The 25,931-nt window shown below is 49.4% G+C and carries 39 protein-coding genes; 33 read left to right on the forward strand and 6 right to left on the reverse strand.

What is annotated here, in order from left to right:
- Positions 1–8: 8 nt before the first annotated feature.
- Both QQL66_RS09725 and QQL66_RS09730 read right to left on the reverse strand, forming a co-directional pair.
- The gene (locus tag QQL66_RS09725; protein WP_284381056.1) at positions 9–254 is read right to left on the reverse strand and encodes a hypothetical protein; all 246 of its coding nucleotides are present in this window, start codon (positions 252–254) and stop codon (positions 9–11) included.
- 34 nt (positions 255–288) lie between these two features.
- On the reverse strand, positions 289–552 hold the full coding sequence (locus QQL66_RS09730) for a hypothetical protein (protein ID WP_284381058.1): 264 nt from the start codon (positions 550–552) through the stop codon (positions 289–291).
- Positions 553–662: 110 nt separating this feature from the next.
- On the opposite strand from QQL66_RS09730, the gene QQL66_RS09735 reads away from it, so the two are divergent.
- The 13 genes from QQL66_RS09735 (at position 663) to QQL66_RS09795 (ending at position 8,868) form a co-directional block, all read left to right on the forward strand.
- Positions 663–1,061, forward strand: a complete 399-nt coding sequence (locus tag QQL66_RS09735; protein WP_284381060.1) for a hypothetical protein — start codon at positions 663–665, stop codon at positions 1,059–1,061.
- A gap of 70 nt (positions 1,062–1,131) precedes the next feature.
- The gene (locus tag QQL66_RS09740; RefSeq protein ID WP_284381061.1) at positions 1,132–1,401 is read left to right on the forward strand and encodes a hypothetical protein; all 270 of its coding nucleotides are present in this window, start codon (positions 1,132–1,134) and stop codon (positions 1,399–1,401) included.
- Positions 1,385–1,765, forward strand: coding sequence for a hypothetical protein (locus QQL66_RS09745; protein WP_284381062.1), 381 nt, complete (start codon positions 1,385–1,387; stop codon positions 1,763–1,765). The genes QQL66_RS09740 and QQL66_RS09745 overlap by 17 nt, the downstream gene beginning before the upstream one ends.
- A gap of 305 nt (positions 1,766–2,070) precedes the next feature.
- Complete coding sequence (locus tag QQL66_RS09750; RefSeq protein ID WP_284381063.1) at positions 2,071–3,771, forward strand: DUF4942 domain-containing protein; 1,701 nt, start codon at positions 2,071–2,073, stop codon at positions 3,769–3,771.
- A 152-nt stretch (positions 3,772–3,923) separates the two neighbouring features.
- On the forward strand, positions 3,924–4,109 hold the full coding sequence (locus QQL66_RS09755; protein ID WP_268905174.1) for a hypothetical protein: 186 nt from the start codon (positions 3,924–3,926) through the stop codon (positions 4,107–4,109).
- Between the two features lie 12 nt (positions 4,110–4,121).
- Positions 4,122–4,364, forward strand: a complete 243-nt coding sequence (locus QQL66_RS09760; RefSeq protein WP_284381064.1) for a hypothetical protein — start codon at positions 4,122–4,124, stop codon at positions 4,362–4,364.
- The gene (locus QQL66_RS09765) at positions 4,361–4,747 is read left to right on the forward strand and encodes a hypothetical protein (protein WP_284381065.1); all 387 of its coding nucleotides are present in this window, start codon (positions 4,361–4,363) and stop codon (positions 4,745–4,747) included. Before QQL66_RS09760 ends, QQL66_RS09765 begins: the two co-directional genes overlap by 4 nt.
- The gene (locus tag QQL66_RS09770) at positions 4,740–4,991 is read left to right on the forward strand and encodes a hypothetical protein (RefSeq protein ID WP_284381067.1); all 252 of its coding nucleotides are present in this window, start codon (positions 4,740–4,742) and stop codon (positions 4,989–4,991) included. The genes QQL66_RS09765 and QQL66_RS09770 overlap by 8 nt, the downstream gene beginning before the upstream one ends.
- Before the next feature lie 259 nt (positions 4,992–5,250).
- Positions 5,251–6,756 carry an IS21 family transposase gene (gene istA / locus QQL66_RS09775; RefSeq protein ID WP_082640780.1) on the forward strand — a complete coding sequence of 502 codons (1,506 nt, stop codon included), beginning with the start codon at positions 5,251–5,253 and terminating at the stop codon, positions 6,754–6,756.
- Entirely contained in the window at positions 6,743–7,483 is a 741-nt protein-coding gene (gene istB / locus QQL66_RS09780; protein WP_053112996.1) for an IS21-like element helper ATPase IstB, read from the forward strand. The genes istA and istB overlap by 14 nt, the downstream gene beginning before the upstream one ends.
- Before the next feature lie 79 nt (positions 7,484–7,562).
- Positions 7,563–8,195 carry a hypothetical protein gene (locus QQL66_RS09785; RefSeq protein WP_284381073.1) on the forward strand — a complete coding sequence of 211 codons (633 nt, stop codon included), beginning with the start codon at positions 7,563–7,565 and terminating at the stop codon, positions 8,193–8,195.
- 47 nt (positions 8,196–8,242) lie between these two features.
- Entirely contained in the window at positions 8,243–8,512 is a 270-nt protein-coding gene (locus QQL66_RS09790; protein WP_268905169.1) for a hypothetical protein, read from the forward strand.
- An 11-nt stretch (positions 8,513–8,523) separates the two neighbouring features.
- Positions 8,524–8,868 carry a response regulator gene (locus tag QQL66_RS09795; RefSeq protein WP_284381075.1) on the forward strand — a complete coding sequence of 115 codons (345 nt, stop codon included), beginning with the start codon at positions 8,524–8,526 and terminating at the stop codon, positions 8,866–8,868.
- Positions 8,869–9,131: 263 nt separating this feature from the next.
- Here the strand turns inward: QQL66_RS09795 and QQL66_RS09800 are convergent, their stop codons facing one another.
- Genes QQL66_RS09800 through QQL66_RS09810 form a run of 3 tightly spaced genes read right to left on the reverse strand, consistent with a single transcriptional unit; the run spans position 9,132 to position 11,491 of the window.
- Positions 9,132–9,650, reverse strand: a complete 519-nt coding sequence (locus QQL66_RS09800; RefSeq protein ID WP_284381077.1) for a PD-(D/E)XK nuclease family protein — start codon at positions 9,648–9,650, stop codon at positions 9,132–9,134.
- Positions 9,643–10,059: a CFI-box-CTERM domain-containing protein gene (locus QQL66_RS09805; protein WP_284381078.1), complete on the reverse strand. Its 417-nt coding sequence runs from the start codon at positions 10,057–10,059 to the stop codon at positions 9,643–9,645. The genes QQL66_RS09800 and QQL66_RS09805 overlap by 8 nt, the downstream gene beginning before the upstream one ends.
- The gene (locus QQL66_RS09810) at positions 10,049–11,491 is read right to left on the reverse strand and encodes a fused MFS/spermidine synthase (RefSeq protein WP_284381079.1); all 1,443 of its coding nucleotides are present in this window, start codon (positions 11,489–11,491) and stop codon (positions 10,049–10,051) included. Before QQL66_RS09810 ends, QQL66_RS09805 begins: the two co-directional genes overlap by 11 nt.
- 539 nt (positions 11,492–12,030) lie before the next feature.
- Between QQL66_RS09810 and QQL66_RS09815 the strand changes: the two genes are divergently transcribed.
- From QQL66_RS09815 to QQL66_RS09830, 4 genes are all read left to right on the forward strand, one after another.
- Positions 12,031–12,267, forward strand: coding sequence for a hypothetical protein (locus QQL66_RS09815; protein WP_284381080.1), 237 nt, complete (start codon positions 12,031–12,033; stop codon positions 12,265–12,267).
- Positions 12,268–12,278: 11 nt separating this feature from the next.
- Positions 12,279–12,617, forward strand: a complete 339-nt coding sequence (locus QQL66_RS09820) for a hypothetical protein (protein ID WP_004748851.1) — start codon at positions 12,279–12,281, stop codon at positions 12,615–12,617.
- A gap of 10 nt (positions 12,618–12,627) precedes the next feature.
- Positions 12,628–13,101 carry a single-stranded DNA-binding protein gene (ssb, locus tag QQL66_RS09825; protein WP_257172044.1) on the forward strand — a complete coding sequence of 158 codons (474 nt, stop codon included), beginning with the start codon at positions 12,628–12,630 and terminating at the stop codon, positions 13,099–13,101.
- A gap of 85 nt (positions 13,102–13,186) precedes the next feature.
- Entirely contained in the window at positions 13,187–13,378 is a 192-nt protein-coding gene (locus QQL66_RS09830) for a hypothetical protein (RefSeq protein WP_004748853.1), read from the forward strand.
- Here QQL66_RS09830 and QQL66_RS09835 read toward each other — a convergent pair.
- Positions 13,365–13,685, reverse strand: a complete 321-nt coding sequence (locus tag QQL66_RS09835; protein ID WP_004748854.1) for a hypothetical protein — start codon at positions 13,683–13,685, stop codon at positions 13,365–13,367. The two genes, QQL66_RS09830 and QQL66_RS09835, sit on opposite strands and share 14 nt — an antisense overlap.
- A 62-nt stretch (positions 13,686–13,747) precedes the next feature.
- Between QQL66_RS09835 and QQL66_RS09840 the strand changes: the two genes are divergently transcribed.
- From QQL66_RS09840 to QQL66_RS09915, 16 genes are all read left to right on the forward strand, one after another.
- Positions 13,748–14,719: a recombinase RecT gene (locus QQL66_RS09840; protein ID WP_004748855.1), complete on the forward strand. Its 972-nt coding sequence runs from the start codon at positions 13,748–13,750 to the stop codon at positions 14,717–14,719.
- Positions 14,720–14,798: 79 nt separating this feature from the next.
- Complete coding sequence (locus QQL66_RS09845; protein WP_004748856.1) at positions 14,799–15,140, forward strand: hypothetical protein; 342 nt, start codon at positions 14,799–14,801, stop codon at positions 15,138–15,140.
- 83 nt (positions 15,141–15,223) lie between these two features.
- Positions 15,224–16,228, forward strand: a complete 1,005-nt coding sequence (locus QQL66_RS09850; protein ID WP_284381083.1) for a YqaJ viral recombinase family nuclease — start codon at positions 15,224–15,226, stop codon at positions 16,226–16,228.
- A 239-nt stretch (positions 16,229–16,467) separates the two neighbouring features.
- Complete coding sequence (locus tag QQL66_RS09855; RefSeq protein WP_004748858.1) at positions 16,468–16,722, forward strand: hypothetical protein; 255 nt, start codon at positions 16,468–16,470, stop codon at positions 16,720–16,722.
- Positions 16,723–17,097: 375 nt separating this feature from the next.
- Complete coding sequence (locus QQL66_RS09860; RefSeq protein WP_004748859.1) at positions 17,098–18,063, forward strand: AAA family ATPase; 966 nt, start codon at positions 17,098–17,100, stop codon at positions 18,061–18,063.
- Positions 18,060–18,884: a hypothetical protein gene (locus QQL66_RS09865; protein WP_004748860.1), complete on the forward strand. Its 825-nt coding sequence runs from the start codon at positions 18,060–18,062 to the stop codon at positions 18,882–18,884. Before QQL66_RS09860 ends, QQL66_RS09865 begins: the two co-directional genes overlap by 4 nt.
- Positions 18,885–19,003: 119 nt before the next feature.
- Positions 19,004–19,948, forward strand: coding sequence for a DUF3150 domain-containing protein (locus QQL66_RS09870; protein ID WP_004748861.1), 945 nt, complete (start codon positions 19,004–19,006; stop codon positions 19,946–19,948).
- A gap of 10 nt (positions 19,949–19,958) precedes the next feature.
- Entirely contained in the window at positions 19,959–21,761 is a 1,803-nt protein-coding gene (locus QQL66_RS09875) for a cobaltochelatase CobT-related protein (protein WP_284381086.1), read from the forward strand.
- 81 nt (positions 21,762–21,842) lie between these two features.
- Positions 21,843–22,160 carry a hypothetical protein gene (locus QQL66_RS09880; RefSeq protein WP_004748863.1) on the forward strand — a complete coding sequence of 106 codons (318 nt, stop codon included), beginning with the start codon at positions 21,843–21,845 and terminating at the stop codon, positions 22,158–22,160.
- Between the two features lie 77 nt (positions 22,161–22,237).
- The gene (locus tag QQL66_RS09885) at positions 22,238–22,405 is read left to right on the forward strand and encodes a hypothetical protein (protein WP_004748864.1); all 168 of its coding nucleotides are present in this window, start codon (positions 22,238–22,240) and stop codon (positions 22,403–22,405) included.
- A 79-nt stretch (positions 22,406–22,484) separates the two neighbouring features.
- Positions 22,485–23,561 carry a DUF7146 domain-containing protein gene (locus tag QQL66_RS09890; RefSeq protein WP_284381087.1) on the forward strand — a complete coding sequence of 359 codons (1,077 nt, stop codon included), beginning with the start codon at positions 22,485–22,487 and terminating at the stop codon, positions 23,559–23,561.
- Between the two features lie 85 nt (positions 23,562–23,646).
- Positions 23,647–23,940 carry a hypothetical protein gene (locus tag QQL66_RS09895; protein ID WP_284381089.1) on the forward strand — a complete coding sequence of 98 codons (294 nt, stop codon included), beginning with the start codon at positions 23,647–23,649 and terminating at the stop codon, positions 23,938–23,940.
- 32 nt (positions 23,941–23,972) lie between these two features.
- Positions 23,973–25,123 (forward strand): IS3 family transposase gene (locus QQL66_RS09900; RefSeq protein WP_431356908.1). Its coding sequence is split into 2 segments (ribosomal slippage): positions 23,973–24,210 and positions 24,210–25,123, totalling 1,152 coding nucleotides; the frame shifts between segments, so codons are not numbered across the junction.
- A gap of 12 nt (positions 25,124–25,135) precedes the next feature.
- Positions 25,136–25,276, forward strand: coding sequence for a hypothetical protein (locus QQL66_RS09905; protein WP_284381093.1), 141 nt, complete (start codon positions 25,136–25,138; stop codon positions 25,274–25,276).
- Between the two features lie 115 nt (positions 25,277–25,391).
- Positions 25,392–25,724 (forward strand): hypothetical protein, encoded by a 333-nt coding sequence (locus QQL66_RS09910; protein WP_284381094.1) that lies wholly within the window; start codon positions 25,392–25,394, stop codon positions 25,722–25,724.
- A 43-nt stretch (positions 25,725–25,767) separates the two neighbouring features.
- A complete protein-coding gene (locus tag QQL66_RS09915; protein WP_004748868.1) occupies positions 25,768–25,926 on the forward strand; it encodes a hypothetical protein in 159 nt (52 codons plus the stop codon).
- Positions 25,927–25,931: the final 5 nt, after the last annotated feature.

Genomic DNA, 25,931 nt, shown 5'->3' on the forward strand with positions numbered 1-25,931 from the left:
TGGATTCCTTACGCATAAAGTGCGGTGTGAAAAATATGTTCAACCGTGAAACCACGGAAAGGCTCGGTGGTATCAACAATCTCCTGCAATTGCTCAATGCTGAACTTCGCAAGAACGTCTTCTTTGTAGTGTTCATATAACCCAGCTACGCCACACATCGTGGCCACGCGCAGAAGGTTCCTGCGATCGTCATCTGAAGCTTTTGTTTGTCCAGCAAGTACCGCCAACAGACGGTCCAATATGTCCTTATCCATTTGACTACCTTTGCTTTGAATGAAGAAAATATGCTCAGTTGAACTGCAACTTCAGCGTCCGCTTTACTCGAACTACCTTCACCTCACCCAAGTAGCTATATCTGCGCTGGAAGTGATAGTCGTCCCAATGCTCGAAGTCAGGCGCATCTTGTTCTCCGACACGCTTCACTTTGTTCTCTGTCTTCTTGCCGTAAAGCTTGTAGACATTTCCCGATTCAAAGACGACGGTATCTGGATTTCTGGCGTTAACAATCGCAGCATTACCTCTTTCCACGATGGACATTGACTCTTGGTGCATGACGGCATCTCCCTATTGATGATTCCAACGTACCCCAGAAACCTGAACTAGCAACTCCGGTAAAAAGTCAGTATTTTTGGGCAATCAACCAAGGATTAGGGGGGCATATAGTGAAGGTCTGCTGGCGACAGCTTGTTTTGGTAGTGCTTGTCAGTGGCGCATGTTCAGGTGCGCAAGCGTCAGAACAAGAACAGGTATCCTTCTCCCTGGTCCGCCTGGCTCAAGAACGCTCCTTCCATGCGGGACGCTACCAACCAATCATCGAGGGCCGATTCAACATACAAGTAACATTCAATGGCCAGACCATCAGCCAATATCAATTCAGTCCTGGCGCTGCTCTGGGAATCACTTCAACAGTGGCATTTGTAGCTGACCAGAGAGGGCAAGCATTTACCTTAGAAGGCGACACAGATTCACTTAAAAATGGTCAGTGCATCATGTATCTAAGATCTGGTGGGAGTGTTGTACGTCATTGGGCTTTAATGGCTTTGCACAACTGTCTTGAATGAGTTGCTGGATCAGAATCGCGTGAGATATTCGAGTAACAACTAACAAATCGAGTATCGGCGAGGTTTCGATATGGCAATGGCAGAGTACATTGCTCAGCCGCCATTTGTAGGCAGTCGAAGGCAGCTTAGCGATATTGAAAAAGACCACATCGTCTGTTTACTAAGGGCAGTGGAGCGTTTACCCATACTAAGCCAGCACGCAGTAGACGGTGTTGAGACAAAGGTGTCCTATGAGGTGCTGTGCAGGTGTCTGGAGGGTATCCACAAGAACCATCTTGAACTTTCTAAATATGCAACTGCCGTACTGAGTGAGGAAGGGACGGATGAAAAATCAATTTAAGTTGACCAAACCTTGCGCCAATTGCCCTTTCCGTAATGATGAGAGTGCTATTCACCTGGAGCCAGGTAGAAGGGAAGAAATCATCGAAGGTCTACTGTCCGGCCAAGACATGACGTTCCATTGCCATAAGACGGTTTACAGGGAAGACGGGCGAAACTTTGATGAGGAAGGAAACTATCATCCTAAAGATATTTGCCAGTGCCCCGGTGCCGCAGCCGTCGCCAGAAAATATGGACGCGACACTGTTATGGTTCAAGTTGCTACGCGAATGGGGGTAATACCTGAAAACCACTACGACTCAGCCTTAGATCTGACCATTGACAAAGACCAACTAAACGTCGATCCGCAAAAAGCGAAAATATAGAAACCGCACGAATCCGCGATAGTTGCTAGTTCTGAAACCCGTGAGATATTCGATGAAAAGCGAATACATTTCACGAGGCGAAGACTATGGATCTCTTTCCTGATTTTGAAACCACAATCCCAAGAACGCTATCGGAGCTTATTGAAGCCAAGGATAAGAAGGGGATTGTTGACCTGCTGCGAACTCTCCGAAGCGACCAATTTGACGAGACTGTCTGGGAGGCTGGCCTATCAACAATAGGCCATCACCACGGTAAGCCAGCCATGATAGATCACGTTATGCGGCAGCTTTAAGGGGGGGTGAACATGGACAATCAGTTTTATCCCACACCCGTATCCCTTGGTGTTAAGGCCTTCAATAAGTTCAAAAACCGGAGAATAACGCGACTACTGGAACCGCAGGCCGGACGTGGAGATCTTGTGGACGTGGTGCATGAGCTCGCATCGGGACGCTACAGCAAGGTTGAGGTGGATTGCTGTGAGATTGATTTTAATAATCAAGCAATTCTTCGGGAGAAGAAGTACCGAATCGTTGGCCATGATTTTTTGTCATACCGGGGAGCCTGTCTTTACAGCCATATTTTGATGAATCCTCCCTTTGCTTCTGGTGTTCAGCATGTCCTTCATGCATGGAATCTTCTGTTCCACGGTGAGTTAGTGGCCATTCTGAATGCGGAGACGATACGCAATCCGTATACAAAAGAGCGTCGTTTCCTGGTAGACATCATCGAGCAGCACGGATCTGTTGAATTCGTCTCTGAAGCATTCTTGTCACCGGATACACAACGAAAGACGCCGGTAGAAGTAGCCATTATCCATCTTGAGAAGGAATCCAATTTCAAAGCGGAGTTCATAGACAACCTAAAGAAGGAAAAGGTTGAGGAGGGAATGAGAGCCGACGACATCGAGGTTCCTAAAGATTTGGTCGTGCCCAAGTCAAAAATCCAGAACATGGTCATTGCGTTTGAATGTGCTGTTGAGGCAGCCAGAAGCGCGGCTAAAGCGAACGCACGCGCCAATTATTACGCCAATATGTTAGGACGCTCGATTACTGATGAAACGACCAACTGTCATGATTCTGAAAGTTGCGTAAAAAGCGTAACTAGCGAACTGAATGAAGCCTATCTGAAGCTGAAGGAGCGGGCTTGGTCATCCGTACTCCGTTCAACGGAAGTCCTGGATAGACTTTCAAGTCAGGCACAGAAGCGCTTGGAAAGTGAGTTTGCGTCCATCTGTGACCTTGAATTCACGGTCGAGAATATCTACGGATTTCTGCAAGGGTTGGTGGAACAACAAGGAACCATTCAGATAGAAATGATTTGCGACGTTTTCGACATGATCAGCAAGTATCACCCGGAAAACCGCGCCTACTATCAGGGATGGAAGTCAAACCAGAAACATAGGGTCAATGCCTACCGCGTTCTTATGACGAGGTTCATTATCCCTGCCAATCGCAGAGACTACTACTCATGGTCAAACAGTTTGGCATGGGATGATCAGCAGATGTTCACCGACTTCGATAAAGTGTTTGCGATGCTCGACGGACAGCATCATAAAACGCCTTATGGTGTCGTGAACCTATTTTGTGACAAGTACAAAGAGCTGAGCAGTGGTGAAAGGTGTTCAAGTGACTATTTCGACATTCGCTTTTATCCGAAAGCTGGGACATTTCATATCTTTCCGAGGCGTAAGGATCTTATCGACAGATTAAACCGTATTGTCGGCAAACATAGGGCGTGGTTGCCTCAGAGCGATCAGGATGGTTCAACAGGTTTCTGGGAGCAGTACGACAAGGCCGAGGTGGTTACCCGTCGCATGGACCTAAGTAGGCTGAATTCGTGGAGACTGAATCACGGCAGCGATGGTGAAAAGGAGAGGGAAGCCAGCAAGCTGCTGGAGCAGCATGAGATGGCTTTGGAAAGGCTAGGAATTGATTTTGACGGAAGCAATGCAATTACCGATCAACGCGATGATGAAAGGCAAATACCACTCCTGAAGGCCTCTTGATCGGATAAATGCAAAAAAGTGAATTTAAGGGGTTGCTGGTTCAGAAAGTCATGAGAGATTGAAAGTAACAAAGATGTTGAGTGCTCCTTGTGAGTGTGTTGAGTGAGGTAGGCCCCTTCGGGGGCCATTTTTCTTTCTGGCAGGTAACCGATATGACGGAACAAATGTGGAAGCGACAAGAAATCAATCTCAAAGGCAAGATAACCCGTTTGGCCAATAAGATGAAAAGCGCGGATATGTTATCGGACAAACTGGAGATTAATCGTCAGGTCAAGGAGGCAAGGGAAGCGCTTAAACAGCACCGGCTTAATTTCTTTGAGATGACATCTTCAAACTAAACGGTGGCTTTCATGGACATTGTAATTAAGAACATAAGCCTTCTCACGGTCGAGCGGGGAAGACTAATGCTTTGCATCCCTACCGAAGATGGGGCTCATACCTACCAGCAAATTGATAACCCTTATCTTATTGCTCGCCTTAAAAGCGCTGCGACGAAGGACTCCATCGGTAAAGCAAGTATCAGCATCACTGTATCCGGTTCTGATGGAAGTAGTGCTGTTTCAACCAGTGGTCAGGAGGATAATCAGGAATGAATAATCAAACAGCCTTCTCCTCAGTAGAGGAAGAAACGGCGCTTACAGCAATGTGTATCTGGGAAGCTCTACTGGAGCGTATGTCCGGCAAAGACTGCGATAACGTGTATTCGCAGAAGCGGGAAGAAGTCGGCGCATGTGAGATGCGGTCCATCGTACTTCATTTATTGGCTCCAGCGGTCGAGACTGCATACGAAGTAGTCAAAGATGAATACCAAGACCCTTTTGATTGGGAGTTTGTACCGGCGTTTCTTGAACTGGCCGAACCCGTCCTGTCCCGTGGACTATGGGCAATTACGTCGATTGAAGCTGAGCAGATAGGTAAAGAGATTCTGCTTCAGTATCAGCAAGTGAATGTGAATGGCGGAGGTACAGATGAATAAGGCGGAATACGAGCATCTTCAGACGATGGTGCTTTTGATTGCCAAGCGTCATCTGCGGGAGTTTACATCTGACTACATGAGAATATTGTGTATCAAAAATGGGCTGATAAAAGAGGACGTAACTGAAGACGATTTCGGTGGAAAGGTGATTGTTCCTTTGGTCAAGAGCAAACAGCTACAGCTAGTTCGGTCAATCCCTGCTGGACAATCAAGCATTCCAGTCTGGGCATTGAACGCTCCGTAAACGCAGCCATGCTGGCACAAGGATGTAGAAATTGAGCATTTTAGAAAAGGGTCATCTGCTGGTGGCCCTTTTTTTATGTCTCCTAAAAGTCCCTCCAGTAGAATACCGTTGGACAAAACTAAGTGTTAGTGGCCAATTAAAATGACCCACTACTGGCCATTTATTTTGACCCACCTCCGGGTGGCCGTCAGGCCACAGAACCAGCTACTGTCCCCCGCTTTTATCGATAGCCGGGGGCATGTCAGTGAAGGAGTGGGTTGTGATACACAAAATCAAGGCACTGCACGATAACGGCAAAGGGTTGTCGATCCGCGCCATCAGTCAGGAACTGGGGCTGTCCCGCAATACCGTCCGCAAGTATCTGCGGATGAATGAGAACGCGATTTCAGAACAGATTGAAGATCCCTCACGCACCAAGCGCCTCGATGATCACCGGGATTATCTGGTGCATTTGCTCAAGCAATTCCCCAAGCTCAGCGCCGTCAAGATTGCCCGTAAGCTTCAGGCAAAGGTCGGCGACTTACCGGCCTCAGACCGTTCCATTCGCCGTTATGTGCGAGTGCTCAAGGAGGAAGTGGCCTCGGCCCAGATGCGCTATTACGAGCCCATTCTGGAGGATGTGCCCGGTGTTCAGTGTCAGGTGGACCCCGGTGAGTTGCGCGGCGTGCTGATCGGTGGCGAAGAACGCACGCTGCATTTTGTGGTGTTCGTGCTGTCGTACTCGCGGTTGATGTACGTGGGCCTGGCCTTCCGCCCGCTGGATACCCAGACGTTTATCCAGCTCCATGACGAAGCCCTGCGGTACTTCGGTGGCCTGCCGGATGAGTGCGTTTACGATCAGACCAAGCTGGTGGTGATCAACGAACAGTACCGCGAACTGACGCTCAACCAACGGTTTCATGAGTATGCCACCACGGCTGGATTCCGGATCCATGCCTGCGAAGGCTATGACCCGGAGAGCAAGGGCAAGGTGGAAGCCGGTGTTAAGTACGTCAAGCAGGATTGCCTCTACGGTGAAGTCTTCCGGGATCAGGAACACGTGCGTCAGCACGTGCAGGACTGGGTTGAGAGCGTGGCCAATGTCCGCATCCACGGCACCACCGGCGAACCACCGCGGGAACGCTTCGAACGGGATGAGCGAGAACATCTGGAGGCCTACCTGTCACCGGCTTGCGTACAGCCTGTGGCCCGCGAGACACGGCAGGTGGACAAGACCGGCCTGATCGCCTGGAAGGCCAACAAGTACTCCGTGCCCATGGCCTGGCAGCAGGCCCGGGTGGGCGTTCTGGAGTCCGGCAGTCAACTCCATATCAGCGACCTGAACACGGGCGAAGTCATTGCCAGTCATGCGCTGTGCGCCGACAAGGGCAAGGTGATCAAGAACACCCATCACTACCGGGATCATGCCCAGCGCGTGAACAAGCTGGAAGCTGGCATCAACGCCCTGATCAGCGACGAGACCGGGCACCGGTTGTGTCAGCAGCTCAAGCGCTCCGAGCCCAAGATCTACAAGGATCAGTTGGTGGCTGCCCGTGACCTGCTCAAGCGCCATGCGCCGGTGGATCCAGAGTTGATCACAGCGCTGGCAGAACGCCCCGGCATGACGGCCACACGACTGCAAAACTACCTGGAAGCAGCCCAGGCGGCCGTTCTGCGGGAGCGACAGCCGGAATCGTTACCGGAACCCAAGCAGGCATTGGATCTGAGCGCCTACCAGCGTCTTGGCCGCTCCAGTGGCCAGGGGGTGACCCATGAGCCAGCTTGAACAGACTGTAGCCCGTTACCGCAGCCTGCGCCTGAGCGCAGCCGCCGATGAACTAATCAACCTGCTGGCCGAGGCAGAAGCCAACGAGATGTCCTATCTCAGCTTCGCGGATCGGCTTGCCGAACACGAACTGGTTCAACGGCAGGACAAGCGCATCCACCGGAATCGGAAGATGGCCGCGTTCCCCGCCGAGAAGCGCCTTGAGGGCTTCGACTACCGGCACCAGACCACCATTAATAAACGCCAGGTGAACGCCTTGCTGGACTTCCAGTTCCTCGACGAACGGAACAACCTGGTGTTCATTGGCCCGCCGGGTGTGGGCAAGACCCACCTGGCCATCGGTATTGGCCACAAGGCAGTGGAAGCTGGTTACCGGGTATTGTTCCGCAATGCCCTGGATCTGGTGGAAGAGCTGGAACTGGCCGAGATGAAGGGTGAGCTGAAAAAACGGGTCAGCGCCCTGGCCAAATACGACCTGCTGATCATTGATGAGCTGGGTTACCTGCCCATGACCCGGCAGGCCCGCTACAATCTGTTCCAGTTGATCAACAGCCTGTACGAATACCGGTCGATCATCTTGACCACCAACAAGGACTTCACCAGTTGGGGCGAGTTCTTCCACGACGACAACGTGGCGGTGCCGATCATTGACCGGGTCATCCACCATTCGCACATCTTTATGTTGGGAGGAGAAAGCTATCGACTGAAGCAAAAAGCCACAAGATAGACTATGAAAGGTGGGTCAATTTTATTGGCCAAAGGTGGGTCAAAATAAATGGCCATTGACACTAAGCATGGAGAAGCTCATGAACACATCAAGAATCCTACTTCTGGTCAGCTTTGCCTCACTTCTTTCTGCCTGTGGTGGCGGAGGGGGAGGATCGTCAAGCAATGGTTCGCAGACACCAAGCAACCTCAATCCCAGTGAACCACCGGAGCTGGTATTTGAATTTGCGCCGGAACCGATGCATCCCAAGGCCTTTAACTTGGCGGCATCCAGTGGTGAAGAAGAAAATCACTTCAGCCCCGGCGATACAGTAAGCTTGATCTGGAATGTGGATATTTACTATACAGATAACACTACGATTGGTCCCGGTGAGCAGTACCTTTACGATGCCAATGTCTATTTGAGTACTGATGGCCAGGTGCAGGAAGAGGACCTGAAGTTGTTTACGCTTGAGTGCTCTTTGCCGGGTACCGCTCAACATGCGTGTGCTGATACAGCGTCATTTCAATGTGTCTATGCTCAGGACAACCAGAGTAATCTCAGTTGTACCAGTATCCCTCTGGATAAGCTGCATGGATTCAAAGACCTGTCTGTCGATACCAGCTCTTGGCTGGATGTAATACCCAAGGTGGCCAATGTGATTTTTCAGGCCTGTTTGAGAGATGAGCCTGAAACGTGTACTGAAGCGGTTTACCCGATTCAGCTTAACTGAGTGTTGTCTTGGATGTACTAACAACAATAATGATGAGAGAAATACTTATGATGCCACCGACCTATATTGCAGGCTGTATTGATGAAGACCTACTCCAGGAATCAATGGAGGTCATGCTTAATACCGTATCTGCCAACTGTGAGTCTGGGTATCAACTCGACATCGATGTTTTGATCCGGTACGTCCAGGATGGAATGACGCTTGAAACCTTCAACTTGCTGGTGCTCAACCTCAATCGAGAGTTGAGCACGCAGTTTCAGAAAGGCGGTGGTTCATATGGCTTCGTTATGAACTATAACCATGCCACTGTCCATTGATGGTAGTGAATATGGCCAAGAAAACCATCTTAGTCATTGACGACAACGAAATGATCATCAAGGCACTTCGGGCGTTATTGGGCGAAGATCGCTTTGAAGTTTACGGGGCCGAAAATGGTGCTTTGGGTATTAAAGAGTATGTCAGAGTTAAGCCGGATCTTGTTATCACCGATATGGAAATGCCGGTGATGTCTGGGGAGAAGGTCATTGCGAGAATCAAGGCAGAGTGCCCGTTTCAGACAGTACTTGCGATGTCTTCACGATTATCGAATGAAAAGAAAGCCATTAACGCTGGCGCTACCCGGTTTTTTAAGAAGCCAGTCATGCCAGAAGATGTGATTCCTTACATCCAATGAAAATCCTTTGAGCTCACGCTCATTCAAGAAGGGATAGCAGACTCTCGGGAACAAACTCACGCTCGATCACCAAGGACCCATCGAACGTTTTAATGAGAGATGAAACGATGGGATCGTTCATTATTTCCGTAATTTCCCTCGCTTTCTTAGGGTGCTGGCTTTTCAGATGAAGCCATAGCGCATTCTTCTGCTGCGCCGATAGCTGAGAAACAGATAGCCCAGGCTCGTATCTGCCTGATGGAACGGGAGGAGGCCAGTTTGGTTTATCTTTTTTGGGCATGAACGCAATCGTACTTAAATGCACAGCCACGGCACTTTCCTACATTTGGCCAGGCCTTCATCCTTACACCGGCTTTAGCTTGCCTGGTAAGAATTACGTATTCCTTGATCTCATTAAATAGGGTTTTGTCTGCACGCGGGAGCTCGATGTATTGTTCAGTGGTTGCTGTCTTAACAAGCAGCCGCGTGACCTGGTAACCGTTTCCACGCGCTGCTAGAGCGGCACACTTTGCTTGCACCACATCGCTCTTGAATACTGGGCCGCGTCGGCTTTTATACTCAACTGCCAAAACGCCTCCGCGTACTCTATACATGAGATCCGGCTTACCCAGGACCTCGAAGACCTGGTTAAAGAAGGGCTTTGTAGACCGGCCCTTGTCCATCCAAATAAGCTTGCCTTCTATACCAAGGCCACTTCTGGAGCCAGCAATGCGCCGTATGAAGTTGTAAAGTAGGGCAGCGGCAGCAAGTCCGAGCAGCCCATATAACAGAATATCAATCATCCTCACATCTCTCCTGGATATGACGAATCTTACAGTCCACGAAGTACCGCATGAACTTGGAGATCAAGGGGAGTTTACGTGCCGCGATGACCAAGTAAGGGGATATGGCATAGTAAACGCTGATGAACACCCTGCCTGTTGTATGAGAAGCGAGCTTCTGGTCCCGATATTTTCTAAGTAGACACGTATTGGGGTGGTCGATCCCGTAGAGATGAGTTGCAACGAAACAGCGGCTGTCTTCAGCTTGACGGTTCAGTGCCTCATGACTGACTTCGCCCTTTGCTCTGGCCTTCAGCGACTGTTGGGATGGCTTGGTCCCTTTTTCCTTCAGCTCCAGGTAATGTGGGCAATAGGATGCCCGCCCAACATCGCTGGCGGACACCCATTTTGACTTTCTGCTATTGCCCATGATTGTTGTCTTCCCGGCTTTGCCATTTCTTGATGTTCAGGGATGAGACGTAGCCGTCCACGGTTACTTTAGTTGTATCATCTCGATACAAACTAGCAACCGCATCATTGTCCATGCTCGACCGCTTTGAGCAGAAATAAACAATATTCACCAGAGCGTTCTGGTACCCGGTGATGTCGGTGATGCATCTTGATAATGCCTGGCGGACGGTGAAATCCATATTCACAGAATAGGCATCGTTCAATCGGGGGTTGGCTGCGATATTGAGGACTGCTTTTCCGGAAGGTTTGAGACGTGAGCTCACCAGAGAGAAGAACTCAAAGGTGGCTGTGTGCATAGGTATCGTGGCGGCATTGGTATACAGATCCACGACAATAACATCCCATGATTTTTCGCTGGTCAGCAGATAGGATCTGGCGTCCTGGGCTATGAATTCACCTTTGATGGGTTCCTCAAGGAAATACTTCTCTGCAATTGGCTTGATCTTTGGGTCAACGTCCAGATAGGTAAAGTTTGCGCCGTGAGTTTCTTCTGCCGAGAGGGTGAAGCCCCCGGCACCAAGTACCAGAATATCCTTCCCAGTCATGTCATCAGCAAATATGCCCTGTTTCATAATCTCAATGTACGGCCAACCTTTTCTGTCCTTTTCCCCGATGAATGAGGCGCTACTGCGATTGATGATGAACCGCTTGCCTTCCGGATGCTCTGCAACGTAGAAATTCGAGTAGGGGGTAGTCGCGGCGAACAAGCGATCTGGGATTTTTACGTTCAGCGTAAACGCGATGACCAGGAAAGAAAAAGTTGCACCAACCACATACTTCGTTTGGCTGTTGTTCCAATCAACCAAGAAACAGAGGCATACCGCGAGGATCAGGCAATTGATGAAAATGGAGTACCCAACTCCAAGGAAGTACATGAGCAGCAAGGATGTGATCAAACATCCAAGCACGTTACCAATCGTACTTAGCGCCGTGGCATTGCCCGTGGCTTCACTCTTGCGGGTCTCGTGGTCTGCGGTGTTGAGCAGTAATGGGACGGTTTGCCCAAGAAAAAACACCAATGGAGACATTATAAGCAGGCTGAACAGGAATAGGTGGATCAGGGGATTGCCCAAATAGGGCGCTCCTTGGGTTATGTCTGCGATGGACAGAAAAAAGAAGCTCACAAAGCTGTAGGACAGACCAATACCAAACAGGGCGATGCTACCAACCAGGTTCATTACCAGGGACTTGGCATACCGCTCAGAAGCCTGTTGGCCGCCCCAGTAGTACCCCAATGCCAGAGCACCCAGGAAACAACTGATGATGATTGAAGTGCAAAGCACCGAGCTGCCAACAAAGGGTACTGTCTGGCGGATGGTGATCATCTGCAATCCGGAGCTGGCCAGCCCCTCAAGGAGCAGGATAAGAGCAGCTTTCCGCTTGGTCGTCATATAAAACACCACTAAATAAATAATTATTGATGTTCAACATAACGAGAAGAGGACTCAAATGCCGCAATAAATGGGTCAAAGGGCGGGGTCCCTTTAAAGCCTTGCGAAGAGTGGATATTTGATGTAACTTTTATCGTGTGGTCGTATAGCGTCCATATTTCAATCAAAGGTGCCTTATCGAGTCACATAGACGGCACCGAGCTGAAAAGCTTGGCTCCAACTGAACAACCTTCCTCTGCCGTAGCATTCACGGCTGTATCAACATCAAGTCTACCTCCTAAAGCTCCAAGCATTTTACCTTCAAGGTTTTCACCTTTTACTCCGACTATTTCGTTTCACACCTTTTTCCAGGGCGTTTAGGCGTGTTCTCTGCACGTCCATAGAGAACAGCCCTAAACCACCTTCGTGTGTCTCCGAATCTTGTTGCTGTTGTTGTTTTAACAATGGCACCTGATAAGTACCCCCAATCTAGCCATGAAACGGGTACGAACGCTGCGGCGTTTTGGCTAAATACTCAACCAATTAATTGGAGACACTTCATGTATAACTTCGATTTCAATGCGCATCAGCAGCTTTCCGGAAGTCCTAAGAACAATGTTCAGCAGGCTATCGAAAAAGCAAATGAAAAAGCTCATATGGGCAATTTCAAAGTGTGCGTAACTACAGCAGGTGATGTTCTGGTTCTGCCGGAATTCTCTGTTCTGATGAGAGATGATATTGCCGAGATCGTGTACGACACAGACCACGGTTATAGCTTCAAATCTTCATCAAACTAAGGGGACAACAAATGGAACTTATTATGCTTTGCATAGCGCTGTTTGTTTTCTTCTTTGGGTCGGTTATTGCCATGCAGGCCATAGAGTTTGGATTTCGCGTAGGCGATAAAGCTCTGGAAGCCTCTGGTAAATTGGTAAAGCTGCCTTTCAAGATAGCTTTCAAGTTGATCTGCTTTGCAGGCAAACACCTCATCAAGCGATTGATGAAGAACAAGCCTCAAGAAGTCACGATCAAGCCGATCTTCGCTGTTACACCGCTGGAACTTCAGCACATGCGTAACAACAACCTCCTTCAATCAGGAAAGCGCCAACCTGTACTGATTGAACATCCTCCACAACAGACTAAATAGGAGATACATCATGTATCAGAAAGTCATTCTTATTGGCCGTGTAGGTCAAAAGCAATTGGGTTACACCAAAACACAAAAGCCGGTCGCGCAATACTCGTTGGCAACAACGAAGTCCTTCAAGGATAAGCAAACTGGTGATTGGAATGAGCATACTGAATGGCACCGTTTGGTCTCATTCAACCAGTGCGCCGAGCATGTGAACAACAAGCTTGAGCCTGGAGATCTCATTCAAGTAGAAGGCGAACTGCGCACGCGCAAATGGCAGGATCAAAGCGGTACCGATCGTTATACCACTGAAATTGTGGTGAATGATTTTCCGAAGAAACTGCCTCGCTACTACAACCGAGATGGTCAAGCTGCACCTGCACAACAGCAGGCTCCTCAGCGACAACCGTCACAACCAATGGCACAAGCTGCCGGTCAGGAGTTCATGGCGCAGGGACCATCATTCGACTCGTTCGATGACATGGACATTCCGTTCTGAATGAACTGATTTAAAGCTTGTTTCACCCTGATGGGGACTTTCCCCTACAGGGTAAGCCCCATCATTTTCTCTATGGAGAATGACTATGGGCTTTTCACGAAAAGAGGTTTATTTCTGGCTGGAAACAGCGAGCGATGAACAACTTCAGCACATGCTGAACACGTCGAAAGATATGCTCAGTATGCTCACCGACAAAGAACAGGTTTCATCGTTGAAATGGCTTCGCGCCAAAATCATCGAAGAAATTAATGCACGAAGAGAAGCTAAACAAGCTTAAAGCTTTGTTTGCGTTTTAACTTTTCGAGCAACTGGTCTTGCTCTTCCGGAGTACCAAAAGCGATGGATCGTATTGCTTGCCACTCTAATGTGTCAGGCTTGCCTTTCAATCGTTTATCGGTCTCCTCTTGCAGATACTCCATAAAGTACGGGCTCGCCGCCTGTCTTGCCTGGATGTACTCCGCATACGTCTTGATAGCTTTGGCATCGATACCGGCTTTTGCCAGTAACGGAGCCTGATTGTCGAGACCAACCCTTGTAAACCTGAAATTACCTTGGTCATCCACGATGTAGTCTTGGGTTTGCATATCTCAATACCTCCTGGGGTCATTATACCTCACATACTCAACTAGCAACCTGGAGCAATCCTATGAATCAACCGCAAAACCAAGTGGCGCAAAAGCCCACTAACCAATGGCACCAGGCAATTGAGTCCGCCAAGGACAAATTCTCTGGTTCCGGTCTGGACTTCTTTCAGGAGCAGATCTTTGCCACCCAACTCTTGATGAATAACAGCTACTTGCTGGATGTCGCCAAGAAAAACCCATCGAGTCTTCGCCTGGCGATGTACAACGTAGCGGCAGTCGGATTGACGCTGAACCCTAACCAGGGTCTGGCCTATCTGGTACCGCGACGATTACGCAAGAACGAAGACCCGAAAGTGATGCTCGACATTTCCTACCGGGGATTAATCACTATCGGTGTTGAAACGGGTGCAATTCGCTGGGCCAAGGCTGAACTTGTCTATGAGAAAGATCAGTTCACCTACAAAGGTCCAGCCGAAAAACCAGACCACTTCTGCGACCCTTTTTCTACGGAAAGAGGAGCCGTTCGAGGTGGCTACTGTATCGCGGAACTTCCTTCTGGTGGTGTCTTGGTCGAGCCTATGTCCAAAGCGGACATGGACAAGATTCGGGATGTCTCAGAGGCCTTCAAAAAAGGTCTTGGCCCTTGGGTCGATTGGGAAGATCAGATGCAACTGAAATCGGTAGTGAAGCGTGCTTCCAAATGGTGGCCCAAGTCTACGCCTCGACTGGCTAAAGCCCTTCAGATCCTCAATGAGGAAAATGGAGAAGGCCTCGCCGTCCTGTCGAAAGATATGGCAACTGTAGGAATGTTACCACCTCCGCCGAGTCGTGATGAAGTACCGCTTACTGTACAGAATACCGTGAAACAACTGGTAGACCGTGCGGTTAAGCAAAATGCTTTTGAAGCGTGTCGGGAGTTAATGGAAAGCCGGATCAAGAATCCTGCTGAACTGTCTTTTGCATATAGCGAACTGGATAAGGCCAAGGCTGAGTCTGAAGCGAAAATGCACGAGCAGAAAATCGTTAACGCCTAATTTCAACTAACACTCAACCTGCTGGGGTGATGCTTACTCCAGTGGAGGTGCATTGCCCCTTTTTTTACAAGGAATAGCAATGATCACTTCCAACTCTAACTACAGAACAACTCTGTTCTACTTCAACAATGTGGATCAGCTTCGTGATTTTGAGTCCTTCAAAATCTGCCCTGTCCACGCTGGTCAGCACATTCCAGATACTGAAGCTGATAAAGCGGATTACTGGTGTGTCATCGGAATTTATAAGGCTGAGCAAGCGCGAGCGAACCAAAGCCCTTCTTTCCCGGTAGCTGATTTACCCACAGAGCTGTACGCAAACCTGTTCGCACAACTGTGTCGTCAACTGGTCAGCAGTACACCTGACAGTGCTTCAACCAAAACACTGACAAAAGCTCTTCAGTCTCAAGCCTTAACAGCCTGAGATTAACCAATCTATCACTCAACCCACTGGGGTAATGCTTACTCCAGTGGAGATGGCATTACCTCTATTTAGAGGAATCAGTAATGTCAAATATGAAAGTAGTTGATCTTAATCAGCGTTCAGACGAGTGGTTGCAATGGCGGTCTAAGGGAGTTACGGCATCGGATATTCCGATCATCCTTGGGCTCAGTCCATACAAGACACGTTGGCAACTTTGGGCGGAAAAAGTCGGGCGTATTAATGCTCCTGATATATCCAACAACCCCAATGTAAAACGTGGTGTTCGCCTTGAAGATGAAGCTCGCCAATTGGCCGAAGGTCGTTATGGTGAGGTTCTGCTTCCGCTCTGTGGGGAATGCGCTCGATGGGATGTGTTGCGTGCGAGCTTTGATGGGCTTGATTCAGCAATGCAACCATTTGAGTTCAAGGCCCCCAGTGAATCGGTGTGGGATGACATCGAAAAGAAAGGTGTCGAGTCCAGTACGTATAAATTGTATGAGGCGCAAGTCCATGCTCAATGTGCGGTTGCAGGGACGACAACCGGTCGCCTGATTTTTTACAAAGAAGGCGGTCAGGACCTGGATTTTTCTGTCACGTTAACACCTGAAAGGGAGAATGAAATCCTTGAGGCGGCAAAGCTCTTTTGGGAGCACGTAGTAACCAATACGCCCCCTGAGCCTGATCCTGAAAGAGACTGGTATATACCGGAATCTGGAGATCAGCAGTTCAAGTGGGATGCGTATGCTGATGCATGGCGCACGCAGCACCATCGCATACAAGCACTTAAAGATGAACTGAAAGTTCTTGAAAAAGAGCAGAAGGGGATTCAGAAGGCAATGATCACGTTGATGGGTCCGTTTATGCAGGCGGACATTGGTGGCGTGAAAGTTACCCGATTCATGAAGAAGGGCAGTATCGATTATGGCGCTTATCTGAAGGACACGTTCCCAGATAAAGACCTAACCGATGAACTGGAGTCCTACCGCAAAGCGTCTCGTGAGGAGTCTCGCTTCAGCAGGTCTGAAGATGAACTCGTTAATACGGATGTTGGTGAGGTTGTGACTACGGTGAAATCTGCTTACTTCTGATATGTGAATTTAAGTGTGATGCCCTGGGGAGCTTGTAGCCCCAGGGTACAAATATTTGACTTGTCCACCATCGGACACCAGACAAGAATTCCGGCTTTCTTGCCCGTAAGCAAGGGAGCCAAACATAGCGGGTACTCCTGATTGGAGGCGAGGTTCGCAGGCTTCCCTAAAGCGTTTTCGCTGAGAGCGTTTTAGGGAGCCTGTGGGCTTCAAATTCAATCAAATTTAGGAGATTCGCTATGACACATTTCGTAATGACTGAAGAACAAGTACAGCAATCAGTTGCTGGTGCTCGAATAGAATCCGCCGTTTCGGTTGCGATCGCGCAAGCCGACAAAATGTCAGAATGCGGCGGTTGCCATATGACCGTGGTGCGCACAAAGCGTCATGGAATATGTATCTATCACGACTACCAGATGAAAGTTGCTAAAGATGAAATCATTGAAGAAATCTACAGCACAGAGAATGGTTTCATATTTCGGTCGGCTGCTTAATGGCGGCTCCGAAGGAAGTGGGCAATACATGCATAGAGATGCAGTCTGTCATCAGAATCTGCATCTTGTATTGCGCCTTACTACTCTATGTGAGGCGAGGCGGATACGTTGTGTATCTGCCTTCCTTATGTCCATTCTGGAAACGGAGTGGCTATAAGAAAGGCGAAATCGTCTTCACAGAATTTTGATCGTGCTTGCACGACAAAATAAGTGTCTATTCCGGATATTGAAACGGACACGACGGCTGCGGCTGTATATCCCTACTCAACATTTAAAGTCTTACCACGCCAGTAGGCCATCATCACCTACTGGGTGGTCGGTGTGCTTCTGGCTGGGGTGACTTATACCTCAACACAATGTAATAGGAGCACATCCATGACACATCGTGATCAAGCTTTAGCTGTTCGCACTACTTTCAACCTTGATGTACCCGCTGAGGTCATCACAGCAGGCTTTGCTGACACACAGAACCCTCATGTGCCTAACCGCGATGATGGCTATGTGTTTCGTCGGGAAACCTTGCGCGACATCCTGAGTTTTCTGGATGACCCCGATGGCGATGGTTTGTATTTCTCTGGTCACTACGGTGCCGGTAAAACAACCTTGCCCTACCAGGTAGCCGCTCGGCTTTGCTGGCCAGTTCAGTCCTTCACGGCTCACAGTCGTATGGAATTTGATGATCTGGTTGGTACCTGGAAACTTGTCAACGGCACCATGCAATTCCTGCATGGACCCTTAGCCGTTGCCATGCGTGAAGGTCACTTGTTCATATTGAACGAGATTGACCGTGCCGATCCTGGTCAGCTTGCTGGTCTGCATGATGTCCTTGAAGGGCATCCCTTGGTTATTGCAACCAATGGAGGAGAGGTGATTCGCGCACATGAAAACTTTCGATTCATTGCCAATGGCAACAGCATGGGATCTGGAGACAGTACCGGGCTGTATCAAGGCGTTAACCAATTGGATATTGCCTTTATGGATCGATTCAGGGTGGTCGAAGTTGATTATCCAACCGAGGATGTCGAAATGATGATCCTCCAAAAGAAAACACCAGAACTTCCCGAAGAGATCCGTCGGAATATGATTCGCGTTGCGAACCAGATCCGGAGGCTGTTCATTGGTGGAGAGGAATCGGCTACGCCGTTGACCATTACTATGTCTACTCGTGCCTTGTGCCGATGGGCAAAGTTAACCCTGGTGTTTCGCAATGCGCCTAACGCGCTCGCTTATGCTTTGAATCAGTCATTGCTTGCAAAGGCTGAACCTGAACAGAAGATTGCGATCGAGCAAATTGCTAGAGACGTGTTTGGCTCAACCTGGCAACAGGGAGAGGCAGCATGAGCAATGAATTTGTCGTACTTCATTACCAGGATGGCAGCTCCGATAAGATCTGGGCTATCAACAAAGTAGCGAATGCGGATAACTCGCACACCGTTTGGTTTGGTAGACGCGGAACCAAGCTTCAAAGCAAGAAAGTTGGCTACAAAACGTGGTCAGCTTTAATGCAAAGCAAGCTGGATAAGGGTTATCGCGAAGTGGAAAACGTCACTATCGATGTTGAAAACAACGTGGTTGTTCCTTTTCTTCAGGCAACTGAAGAATCCGAAGAGTTACCAGATGCCTTGTGGTACCGGGTGTCCAATCAGGTTCCTGTGAATGTGATTCGTGACTATCTGAATATCACTATTCAACTGGTTTCCGAGCATAGCAATGAGGAGTTAGAGCGGTTAATTCAGCTCCCGACTTACAAAGCTTTATATGCCGGAAAAAAGAGCGGTGGTGCTGACTACACGGAGGGGCCTTTGGCCCTTCTGTTGTTGTTTGGTCTACGCCGTTACCTAAATGATGTTGCAGGTTCTCCGTTATCTACGGAAATCATGCAGATTGCTAATGATGGAAGTGAGCTTCTCCCTGAGAGGTTTGCGGACATTGAGGACTATGTTCGTTCCTATGCCATTGGGTTGTTTGAACACAACGGATGGTTTGGTAACCGGACAAGTGGTGATTGGAAGGAATATGTTGATGGCGTAGCCGGACAGCATAACCTTTCTCACTACACCTCAGTAACTGGCATCAAGCCATTAGCAATTGCGATGGGATGTATTGACGCTCCGATTGATCTGACGGTTATCCGTACAGAGACAAAGGCCGCGTTTTTCTGACTGTCGCCAACCTGGATGGGCAACCGTCCTACTCTCAACCTCCTCTGGCCTTTGGGCCAAACACTCAATCTCGCTAGGTAACTAGCTAACTCAACCACTTTCTCTACAAGGAGATACACATGGAATTTATCCGTGGGACCACACTCGTCCATTTGAAAATGCGCTGCTGGGGCGGAGAGAAAAAGGCCTCCCGAGACAGCGACATTCACTTAGGCGCTGACGGCAAAATGCCGCCAGAAAAACTGCTCGATTTGGGCAGAAAGAAGATATTTCCACCAAAGGCGCTCGACCCTTTAATGAGTAAGCGTAAAGCGGCGGAAAGAGCTTGTTTAGCTGAAGGTACACGTTTCATGGGCGGCTTTGCCGTTCCCGATGATGTTGTAGAAGGTCTTTTGGCCAAACTCGAAGACATCAAGGAAATGTTCTATTCGGAGTTGCAGGTATTTCTTGCTGATTTCGACCGGAACAAAGAAGCGTGGATCGCGGAGAACGACGAATTTGCACACATCATTCGTGACCAGGTTCCTGACCGGGAAACGGTGTCAAAGTCGTTTGAATTCTCCATCAAGCTTTACAAGCTACAGCCACTCGAAGGCTTCGAGCCTGACGAAAATGAAGTGGCGAACCAGATCTTGCATGAGGTGGGTTTAACCTGCAAACAGATGTCTGATCGCATGTTGGACCGGAAACGGTCAATCAGCGGTAAGAACCTCTCTGAGCAGCTCGATCCTCTTATCAAGAAACTCGATACCTTGTCGTTCGGTAATGGTCGCATTCTGAAGGTACTTAATGAGTTTTTTGCTCTGCAAAAAGCCATTCCGATGGAAATGATTGACCAGGACCACCCGACATTTGGGCAAGTGCTTACCTTCCTTTCAATGTGTTCTGACAGCGACAAGCTTGAACGAATCATTGATGGGCAATTTTCAGTAAGCAAGCTCATAGAGGGTATGAAACGGTCGGTAACGGTTTCCAGCTCGTCTGGACCTGCGCCAACCATACCAAAATCAACCCAACCTGCGGCTGTGACAACGCACACCATAACGGCTGGGGCTTACTTCTAGGGAGGTTCGTATGAACAAACTGCAAACCGCCCTGGAAAGGGCTCTACCTATTGTTGCGGCTGCCTATGGCGAACAGTTCGGTGTCAATGTTGTGCTGTCTGGTACGGACGCATACACCGATGGCGAGACCATTTACTTGCCTTTGCTGAACGCTATGAGTGATTTGAGAGAAGTGTTGTTTGGCTATCTCGCTCACGAAGCTGCGCACGTTCGATCATCGGATTTCAACACCTTAAAAAAGTGTAAGAGTCCGATGGAGAAATCCTGTACCAACCTCATCGAGGACATCAGGATCGAGCGTCTCATTCAGGAAGTGTTTCCTGGTACTCAGTTTACGCTGAATGCCATGTGGAGCTATATCGTGGAGCAGGGCATGAGTCCTCCCGCGACGCCTGAAGACAATGAAGCAACGAAGTTGTTTCAGTACCTCTTACATCGCTTGCGATCGGAGGTGCTGCATCGGGACGCTTCAACTCCGCTGGCGGAGTCAAGCCAACGGGTGGTTGAACAGACATTTCCGGTAGGTTTTTTCGTCCGTTTGGATGGCTTGCTTGGAAAACACTTGGACAACTTAACCTGTAGCGACGACTGCCTGAAGTTGGCGAGAGCCATACTCAAGGCATTGAAGGATGCTGAAGAAGAGGAACGCCAACAGCAACAAAACCAGGAACAACAGCAGCAAAGCAGCGATTCATCGCAAGGTGATCAAAGCCAACAAGCTGGTGGATCGGGTGGAAGTGGTGACGGCGAATCACAACCTCAACCGGGAAAGGCAGACTCATCGAACGGTGGTGATGCTAACCAGGGGACAGGAGACTCACAGCAGTCCAGCGCAGACAGTGATGGCAACGGCAACCAGGCTCAGGATACTGGGTCAGGAAACCAGTCATCGTCGGCCCAAGGTGCATCGGATTCGTCCGGTGATCAGGGTCAACCTCAAGGTGGCAACGGTGCTTCTTTGCATGAGCGGCTCATTAACGAGACCAATCTGCCAGAGGATGCCGTTGGGCAGCTACGAGAGCAATTGGCAGATCAAGCCCGTGAAGACAACGATGGAGAACGTGTGGCCATTGATACGTCCAGCGTGGGGAGTGATGCCAGAAATCATGGTGATACCAGTAGTTTGAAAACCGGCATTCTTGCCTCTTCAACTATTCGGTCGCGCCTGCTCGGTCTGCTGCAAGCCCAAACCCGTCAAAAGCAATGGTTACATACCAGAGGCAAGCGGGTAGACGGCAAACGCCTGGCCAGACTGCCAACCGGCGACTCGCGGGTGTTTATCCAGCGAGAGGAGATGCAACGACCTGACACTGCGGTTCATGTGCTGCTTGATTGCAGCGGTTCCATGAATCGAATTCAGGAAGTCGCAAATCAAGCCACGGTGTCCTTGGCATTGGCTGTATCCACTATCCCGAAGTGTGACATCGCTGCGTCGATGTTTCCGGGTATTGGTGGAGAGGTCAGTCCGATACTGCATCGTGGTCAGCCTGTTCGTGCTGGTCTGGGACGATTCGCTGTTTGCTCAAGTGGCAGTACACCATTGGCAGAAGCCATGTTGTATGCCGCCAGAGAGTTAGTGGCGAGTAAGCGTCAGCGCAAGGTGCTTATCATCATCACTGATGGTGCCCCAAATAATGGGGGAGCAGTTCGATATTTGAACGACCTTGTTGCTGGTCACGTTGATACCTATGCAATTGGTATCGGCTCAACTGCGGTTAGTCAGTACTTCGAGAAGTGGTCTGTGATCAACGATGTGAAGGAGCTTCAAAAAGCGCTTTTCACGATTGCTGGCCAATTCCTCGACCTGCACTAATGGCTTCGCTCAACACCCTGCGGGGATACATCTCCCCCGCACGGGTGAGGTGTGTCTTCCCGCTACACCGGGAGGTCCACTATGGAGCAACTGTCATTGATGGACTTGCTTGAGGCGCTTGAGAACGACACAAAGTTCGAGGGTGACCTGGAGAAGATCCTTACCGATGAAGATATTCCGTACCTTCGGGAAAACCTACTAATCGAGTCAGTGAAATCTGCCTTTGGTGAAAGTCGTGGTGGCCAGAAACGTAAGCCATCTGATGAAGCCTGGGAGTGGATTATTTCGGAAGATCGGGAGCTTCCGTTCTCGTTCAACCAATGCTGCCTCGCTTGTGGAGTCGATCCCGACAAGATGCTTGATTGGCTGCGTTACTACAAACGCAAGTTCATGAGCTAACTCAACCCAAACCTGGGACATAAACACTGTGTCCCTATGGGCATGGTGTGTCCCTCACTCAACGAAAGGTAAACACCATGTCTAATACTCAACAAAATGTAATTAAACATCAGCAGGTAAATGCACGCGGTACACCGGTTCGCCAAATCACGGTTTATACCCCGGAGCGAGTAACAGAGCTGTTCTATCAGTTTGTTATGGAGCAATGGGTACCGTACAAGCGAGTCGTTCATTCCGTGCATTGATAAAGGGGCCTCGCCCCTTTGTTTCACTGGCTGACAGTGGAACTGAAAAATGTGGTGAAACTGTCAGAGGGAGATACCTATGAAGAAACGAAACTCAACTGAAATGAAGCGCCGAATGGAAGGCCGTTGGCTTGCTGCTTTCAAAGCACTCGCGCCAGCACTGGATCAGGCCATCGACAACCTCGGTACGAATGTACCTTGCCCGGTTGAAGGTGGAACGGACGGTTTTAGGCTTTTCAAAGACGCCAACTACACAGGCGGTGGAGTAAAACAGTCATGGCGTATTATCCCGGAAGGGATCGATATGCTCATGTGGGTAAATGATTGGTCCTTTACCAAGGTCTACGATGAACTTGAAGCTTGGTTGGGTGATAAACCTGTCGAGGCTGGACCGAAATATCTACCAAAGCCTAAGCCTGTAGATGAAGAGGGTCTGCGCAAGTGGCTGAACAGGATTTGGAAAGAGGCATTGCCTTTGACCGATCTTGCAGCTTATCCAGCTCGGGCTTACTTCAGTTACCGTTGGGTGAATACTGCTGCATTGTCTGCCAACGATGTGCGGTTTCATCCTTGTCTTAACTACAAAGATAAACAGGGCAACGTTCTCGGTAAGTTCGGAGCAGTCCTGTCCCTGGTGCGCAATAACGAGGGGGAGCCAGTCGCGATACATCGGACGTTCATCACTAAAGGTGGATTGAAGGTAAATCTCGGCAAAACTCACAAACCTAAGAAGATGACGCCTTCTGTGAATCAACGCAGTAAGGGGCGGCATATTCGGTTGTTTGCACCACAAAACGGTTACTTGGGAGTCTCTGAAGGTCTGGAAACTGCGCTCGCGGTATATCAGGCTAAGCAGTTTCCCGTTTGGCCGGGCCTGTCCAATACAATACTTCAATCGTTCGTTCCTCCAAAGGGCGTGCATACGATTCTGAATTTTGTGGATAAAGACAGAAACAAAGCAGGGGAGAATGCGGCGGAAATCCTTCGGGCAAATTTAGCGCCTAAAGGTATTCGCGTTATCGACCTGTTACCACCAACGTCGATTCTCGATACCGATGAAAAAGGTGTTGATTGGGCGGATCAGTTGAAAAGGGATGTTAGTGGTTTTGGTCTGATAGACCAGGCACTTGCCTTCAGCCGACTGAAACAAGCCTGACTACCTCAACTACTACCCTGCGGGGACACGCTCCCCGTAAGGGGAGTAGTGTTTCTGCGGGTTTCCTCAACATAAGGAGATCAATATGCAGAATGATTTATCAACCATGCAGTCGGTCGAAATACCGGTTAGCAAACTTGAACAAATGGCTTATGGCCATGCGACAGCCCAATTCATTAGTTGTGACAACGGCTTTGAAGGCACCTGGTTTGAACGCTATCAGTATCTGTCTGAATGTGTTTCAGACAACAAAGAGCCTGAAGGTTGGGTTGCGTGGCAGCCGTTTGAAACATGGGAATGGAGCGACATCGTTGAGCAGATCGACAGTGAAGCTGACTCATTTCTTTGGCAAGCCCCCGATATTCTAGACATCCGATAGCGTTACAATAACGCATCGAGGAGGTGTCGATAATGAGTGGTAAACGTTATCCGGAAGATTTCAAGATTGAAGCGGTTCGTCAGGTCACGGATCGAGGATATAAAGTATCCGAAGTGGCTGACCGGCTGGGTGTTACCGTTAAGAGCCTGCACGACTGGATCAAGAAGTACGGTAGCCACAGCGAGCAGCATCAGGCCCTGTCGGATCAACAGGCAGAGATCCGTAAACTCAAGGCCGAGCTGCGCCGCGTCACCGAGGAGCGCGACATACTAAAGGAGGCCGCCGCGTACTTTGCCGGGGAGTCAAAGAAAAGTACGCGTTCATGAAGGAGTGGCTCCATCGCTTTTCACTGACGACCATGTGCCGAACCCTGGGTGTCCATCGAAGTGGTTTTTACCAGTGGCTCAATGGGTCACCAGGGCCACGAGCACAGGAAAATGCAACGCTAACCGGACAGATCAAGCAATGCTGGATAGAAAGTGGATTTGCCTATGGCTACAGGAATATTACCCTCGACCTTCATGAGCTGGGGCATCGGTGCAGCAGAAACCGGGTGCACCGCCTGATGAAGGTCGCCGGAATCCGCTCCCTGCGGGGTTATCGGCGACACCCTGGCTTTCAGGGTGGCAAGTCTGCGGACGTTGCGCCGAACACGCTGGATCGCGCCTTTGAGGTTGATGGGCCCAATAAGGTCTGGGTGACCGACTTTACGTATATCCGAACCCACGAGGGCTGGTTGTATCTGACGATTGTCCTGGATCTCTTCTCGCGACAGGTCATTGGCTGGAGCATGAAGGCCAACGCCAGAGCCGATCTGGTTCTGGATGCACTGCTGATGGCGATGTGGCGACGTAAACCCAAGGGCCGGGTGCTGGTTCACTCGGATCAGGGCATCCAGTACACCTGCTCTGACTGGCGCAAGTTCCTGAAGGATCACAATCTGGAAGCCAGCATGAGTCGTCGAGGCAACTGTCATGATAACGCTGTAGCCGAAAGCTTCTTTGCACAACTGAAGACCGAGCGAATCAAGCGGAAAGTGTATCCGACACGCAACGAAGCCCGAGCGGATATCTTCAATTACATCGAGTTCTTCTATAACCCGGTGAGGCGCCATGGCAACAATGGTGGTGTGTCACCAGCCAAGTTCGAAGAGCAGTACTTTATGAAGCTGTCAGGTGTCTAGGATATCGGGGGCTTGCCACTTTCCACAATCAAGCAAGCGCTGGAGTATGCCAAAAATGGCATTGTTGCTTCAGCAATTGATTGCTCACTCGATAGCGATATGAATCAGTTGGATATGGTTCATTTAGTCGAGCTGGGTTCTAAAGAGCAGTAAACCACTGGTGAAGTAATTCACCAACAAACGATGAATTCGACCCTGGAGGGTGTATGCCCTTCAGGGGCTACATCCGTCCGGACGTTGAGGTCATTAAACGAAAGGAAGGTGTAGTATGGATAATCGTAGAATGTTCAGGGAAATCAGCAGGCTCCGCACAACGGACCTGTTGATTGCCAAGATGGACTGCACCAGGAGAATTGCCCTGTTTAAATCGTTGAAGCTTGGTCTTCTCGGTTTGCTGGGTATCTTCGTTGGCCATGTCGCCAAATCACTGTTAGCGGCACAAGCTATGTCCTGGATAGACTACCTGTCTGTCTCGCTGGCTATGTACTGTGTGATTGGCTATTTGGCTCTCGATGCTCTTGAGGCAAGTTCAACCGCTCTGAAAGAGCTGATCTGCGACCTACTTGCCCTCCGGATGAGTAGGACCGGTAAGAAGTCTTGACAAAAGGCTTCACTGGGATTATTTAACTAAGAGGGTTTAAGTTATGTGGATCACAGTCATGAATCTTCTAATGCTGTTAGCTGTTACGTTATTACTACTGTTTACTGGGATAGCCGTTCGCGCCTATGTGCAAGAGCGTCACTCCTGGAAAGACATTGAAGTAAAAGCGAGCCAGTCCGGCATAAAGGGATTTGATGAATAACAGTT

The sequence above is a fragment of the Litoribrevibacter albus genome (genome assembly GCF_030159995.1).
GTDB lineage: Bacteria > Pseudomonadota > Gammaproteobacteria > Pseudomonadales > Litoribrevibacteraceae > Litoribrevibacter > Litoribrevibacter albus.